Source organism: Thauera linaloolentis 47Lol = DSM 12138, assembly GCF_000310205.1.
Lineage (GTDB): Bacteria > Pseudomonadota > Gammaproteobacteria > Burkholderiales > Rhodocyclaceae > Thauera > Thauera linaloolentis.
The window spans coordinates 1-4,855 of record NZ_AMXE01000143.1 but is presented as its reverse complement, the minus strand read 5'-3'; the positions used below and the strand labels follow the sequence as shown (position 1 = coordinate 4,855).

At 67.2% G+C, this 4,855-nt stretch carries 5 protein-coding genes and 1 pseudogene; 3 read left to right on the top strand and 3 right to left on the bottom strand.

Going from position 1 to position 4,855, the window contains the following annotated elements; all coding sequences use genetic code 11:
- The 3 genes from C666_RS18555 to C666_RS18545 form a co-directional block, all read left to right on the top strand.
- Nucleotides 1–520: murein hydrolase activator EnvC family protein (locus C666_RS18555; protein WP_004348062.1), on the top strand; the 520-nt coding region annotated here is incomplete at its 5' end.
- A gap of 46 nt (nt 521–566) precedes the next feature.
- Entirely contained in the window at nt 567–1,940 is a 1,374-nt protein-coding gene (locus C666_RS18550) for a S41 family peptidase (RefSeq protein WP_004348059.1), read from the top strand.
- Nucleotides 1,941–2,016: 76 nt separating this feature from the next.
- Nucleotides 2,017–2,769, top strand: a complete 753-nt coding sequence (locus C666_RS18545; protein ID WP_004348057.1) for a HesA/MoeB/ThiF family protein — start codon at nt 2,017–2,019, stop codon at nt 2,767–2,769.
- On the opposite strand, the gene ribD is transcribed toward C666_RS18545, so the two are convergent.
- The 3 genes and pseudogenes from ribD to glyA all read right to left on the bottom strand — a co-directional run.
- Nucleotides 2,766–3,860, bottom strand: a complete 1,095-nt coding sequence (ribD, locus tag C666_RS18540) for a bifunctional diaminohydroxyphosphoribosylaminopyrimidine deaminase/5-amino-6-(5-phosphoribosylamino)uracil reductase RibD (RefSeq protein WP_004348055.1) — start codon at nt 3,858–3,860, stop codon at nt 2,766–2,768. The genes C666_RS18545 and ribD overlap by 4 nt on opposite strands.
- Complete coding sequence (gene nrdR / locus C666_RS18535) at nt 3,841–4,353, bottom strand: transcriptional regulator NrdR (RefSeq protein ID WP_004348052.1); 513 nt, start codon at nt 4,351–4,353, stop codon at nt 3,841–3,843. Before nrdR ends, ribD begins: the two co-directional genes overlap by 20 nt.
- A gap of 355 nt (nt 4,354–4,708) precedes the next feature.
- Nucleotides 4,709–4,855: pseudogene (gene glyA, locus C666_RS21145) on the bottom strand (serine hydroxymethyltransferase); the annotation flags it as partial.

Sequence of the window (4,855 nt, the reverse complement as noted above, 5' to 3'; positions counted from 1 at the left end):
CGCGGCGGCGGCTCAGGCCAATGCGCCGCCGCCAGCCGCTGCCGCCGGTGCGCCCGCCCGGCGCGCGGAACCCGTCGTCGGCGAGGTGCGCAGCAGTGCCGGGATCACGCCTACCGGCGTGCGCTTCGCCCAGCTTCGCGGCCAATTGCGTTTCCCTGTGCGCGGCGAACTCGTCGGGCGTTTCGGTGCTCCAAGGGCGGAAGGCGGCACCACGTGGAAAGGCGTGTTCATCCGCGCCGGCACGGGGGCCGACGTCAAGGCGGTCGCGGCGGGCGAAGTCGTGTATTCGGACTGGCTGCGCGGTTATGGCAATCTGATCATCGTCGACCACGGCGGCGATTACCTGACGGTATACGGAAACAACGACACGTTGCTGAAGGAAGTGGGCGACGCGGTGTCCGGCGGCGATGCGATCGCCAGTGTGGGCACCAGCGGAGGGGCCGGGGATTCGGGTTTATACTTCGAACTCCGCCATCAGGGCCGCCCGCTCGACCCGATGCAGTGGGTGCGACTCAACTAGATAAAACGGCGCGAAGGGCGGGAGCCGCTTCCCCGATGGAGTTCTCATGCGCAGCAAGCTGAAACAGCTCGGCCTCGTCATGACCGGCGTGTTCGTCGGTGTGACGCTCAGTCTCAATTTTTCCGCCAATGCCGACCGTACGGCCCAGGTGCCGCTGCCGGTCGAGGAACTGCGCGCATACGCCGACGTGTTCAACGCGATCAAGCAAGGCTACGTCGAGCCGGTCGAGGACAAGAAGCTGATCGTCGATTCGATCAGCGGCATGCTGTCGGGGCTCGATCCGCATTCGGCCTACCTCGATACCGAGGCCTTCAAGGAGTTGCAGGTCGGCACCCAGGGCGAGTTCGGCGGGCTGGGCATCGAGGTCGGCATGGAAGACGGCTTCGTCAAGGTCATCTCGCCGATCGAGGATACGCCAGCCTTCCGCGCCGGGGTCCAGGCCGGCGACCTGATCGTCAAGCTCGACGAAACGCCGATAAAGGGCATGAGCCTGAACGACGCGGTCAAGCGCATGCGCGGCAAGCCCAATACCAACATCGAACTGACGATCATGCGCAAGGGCGAGTCGCGGCCGATCGTGCTGACGCTGACACGCGAAGTCATCAAGGTACAGAGCGTCAAGTCGAAGCTCGTCGAGCCGGGCTATGGCTACCTGCGTGTCGCGCAGTTCCAGGAGAACACGGCCGCATCGGTGATCCAGCACCTGGGCAAGCTGACTGCCGAGGCGCCGCTCAGCGGGCTGGTGCTCGACCTGCGCAACGATCCGGGCGGTCTGTTGCATGGCGCCGTGGGCGTATCCGCGGCCTTCCTTCCCCCGGGCGAGCTCGTCGTGTCCACCGACGGCCGGACCGAAGACGCCAAGCGCGAATATCGCGCGATTCCGGAGGACTACCTGCGCGGTACGCGCGATGACTTCCTGAGCCGCCTGCCCGCGGGCATCAAGGACGTACCGATGGTCGTCCTCGTCAATGCGGGTTCGGCCTCGGCTTCCGAGATCGTCGCCGGCGCGCTGCAGGATCACAAACGCGCCGTCGTGATGGGAACGCAGACCTTCGGCAAGGGCTCGGTGCAGACGATCCTGCCGCTCAACAACAGCACCGCGATCAAGCTGACCACCGCGCGCTACTACACGCCGAACGGACGCTCGATCCAGGCCAAAGGCATCGAGCCCGACATCGTGGTCGAGGAAGGCAGCAATGGTTCGAACCGCCGCGTGCGCGAGGCCGACCTGCAGGGGCACCTGGGCAACGACAAGGACCCCGAGGCCGAGCTCAAGGCCAGGCAGGCGGAGCAGAACAATGGCGCCGACGACGATGCCGAGCCGGTGCGCTTCGAGCTTGCGGGCAAGGACGACCACCAGTTGATGCAGGCGGTCAACCTGCTCAAGGGCCTGCAGATCGTCCAGAACAAGAAGCCGTAATTCCGGGCGGGCATGAGGTGCAGGTCAAGGGCTTGCACCCGTGCCCGCCGGTGAATGCAGACGAGCCCCTCGCGTCATGAACGACGATCAGTTGCTGCGCTACAGCCGCCACATCTTGCTGCCCGAAATCGGCGTGGAGGGGCAAGAGGCGATCCTCGGCGCGAAAGTCCTCGTCATCGGGGCCGGCGGGCTGGGCTCTCCGGCAGCCATGTATCTCACCGCCGCCGGCGTCGGCACCTTGATGATCGCCGACGACGACGCGGTCGACCTGACCAACCTGCAGCGCCAGATCCTGCACTCTGCTGAGACCATCGGCCGGCCCAAGGTCGAATCGGCGCTCACCAGCCTGCACCGCATCAATCCCCTCGCCAGGGTCGTGCCGCTGCATGCGCGGCTCGAAGGGAGTGCGCTGGATGAGCAGGTGGCTGCGGCCGACCTCGTGCTCGACTGCTGCGACAATTTCGCCACCCGCCATGCGGTCAACCGCGCCTGCGTGAAGCATCGCAAGCCGCTGGTATCGGGGGCCGCCATCCGCTTCGATGGACAAGTGTCGGTGTTCGACCTGCGCGACCCCGAGGCTGCCTGCTACCACTGCCTTTTTCCCGAAGGCGAGGACGTCGAGGAAGTGCGCTGCGCCGTGATGGGCGTGTTCGCACCGATCGTCGGCATGATCGGCACGACGCAGGCCGCCGAGGCGCTGAAGCTGATCACCGGCTGTGGAACACCGCTGGCGGGGCGTCTGCTGCTGCTCGACGGCCTGGCGATGGAGTGGCGCAGCGTCGGCTTCGGGCGCGATCCCGGCTGTGCCGTCTGCGGCCAGGGGCGCTAGCCGCGCGCGATGCGCGCGAGGATGCGGATGTCGCGGCCGAGCTGGCGCAGGTCGCGGATGTCGAGCCGTGTGGCGTCTTCCAGCCGCGTCAGCGCGGCGAGGTTGAACAAACCGTGGGCGGCATCGCCGGCCAGCAGCGGCGCGAGATAGAGCAGCAGTTCGTCCACGCAGCCTTCGCGCAGCAGCGAGCCATTGAGCTTGAAGCCGGCCTCGGCGTGGATCTCGTTGAGGCCGAGCGTCCCGAGTTCGGCCAGCAGCCGCGGCAGGTCGACCTTGCCGGCGGCATTCGGCAGGACGATCAGCCGGTGCCCCGCCGCCGACAGACTGGCGATGCGCGGACCGTCTTCGCAAGCGGTGGCGATCAGGATCGGCTCGCCCTGCAGGATGCGGGCCGCGGGCGGGGCCTCCAGCCGGGCATCGATCAGGATGCGCAGCGGCTGGCGCTCGCAGGCGGCCTCGCGCACGTTGAGCTGCGGATCGTCAGCCTTCACCGTGCCGACACCGGTCAGTACCGCGCAGGCGCGCGCACGCCAGGCGTGGCCGTCGCGGCGGGCTTCCGGTCCGGTGATCCATTGGCTGACACCATTCTCCAGCGCGGTCTTGCCGTCCAGCGTGGCAGCCGCCTTGAGCCGCAGCCACGGGCGGCCGCGCGTCATGCGCGACACGAAACCGATGTTCAGCTCGCGCGCTTCCGTCTCCAGCAGGCCGTGTTCGGTGACGATGCCGGCGGCGCGCAGGCGCGCCATGCCGCGTCCGGCAACGAGGGGATTGGGGTCTTCCATGGCGGCGACGACGCGTGCGACCCCGGCGTCGATCAGTGCATCGGCGCATGGCGGGGTGCGGCCGAAATGCGAGCAGGGCTCGAGCGTGACATACGCCGTCGCGCCGCGTGCCGCCCCGCCGGCCTGGCGCAGCGCATGGATTTCGGCATGGGGTTCGCCGGCGCGGCGGTGCCAGCCTTCGGCGATGATGGCGCCGTTTTGCGACAGCACGCAGCCGACGCGCGGATTGGGCGAGGTCGTGTTCAGCCCGAGCGCGGCGAGTTGGAGCGCGCGTGCCATGGCAGCATGGTCAGCCGCCGAAAAGGTCATGTTCGGAATCCTGGTTTGGCTTGCCGGCCTTGCCGCGGCGGGGGCGTGGCTGGACCTCGCGGATGAGTTCGGAAAACTCATCCACGTCGGCAAAATTGCGATATACCGAGGCAAAGCGGATATAGGCCACCTTGTCGAGCTTCTTCAGCTCCTTCATCACCAGTTCGCCGATCTTCTCGCTCGGCACTTCCTGCTCGCCCATCGACAGCAGGCGTGCCTCGATGCGGTCGACCGCCGCGTCGACGGCCTCTGTCGTGACGGGGCGCTTGCGCAGCGCCAGTTTCATGCTGCCGGCCAGCTTGCCGTGGTCGAATTCGGTGCGATTGCCGTTGCGCTTGACGATGTGCGGCATCTTCAGGTCGATGCGCTCGTAGGTGGTGAAGCGCTTGTCGCACTTCGGGCAGCGCCGGCGACGGCGCACGACGTCGCCGTCCTCGTTCTCGCGGGTGTCTGTGACCTGGGTGTTGGGGTCACTGCAAAAAGGGCACTTCATTGCGGAAGAGGGAGAGGTCTGCGGCCGGAAAACGAACGATGGCGGATGGTATCACGTGGTGCGCCGGCCGTATCCGGGCGGGGCGGGGGGAGATACTCCTGCGGCCGTCGCCTGTCTCCAGGCGAGGTCGTGTCTAAAGTACAGACGTCAGTGTCCATACAAGCCAACAACGAGCGGAGTTCCGCCGCATCGACGGCCTGCCCGTCGAGAACTGGGCGGCCTGTCCCCCTTCCTGGCAACGAGAATCGACGTCATTGCCAGCCTCGGTGGCGGTGCAGATTTGCACCCGTGGCCGTGAACGAAAACGGGGGCTGGCCCTGCGGCCGCCCCCGTTCTTCGTGGCGTGACGAGCGATTTACTTGCCGTACACCGGGAACTTGGCGCACAACTCGGAGACTTGGCCGCGCACGCGTTCGATCACGGCCTGATCTTCCGGCGCGTCGAGCACGTCGGCGATCAGGTGGGCGACCTTCTCGGCCTCGATCTCGGTGAAGCCGCGGGG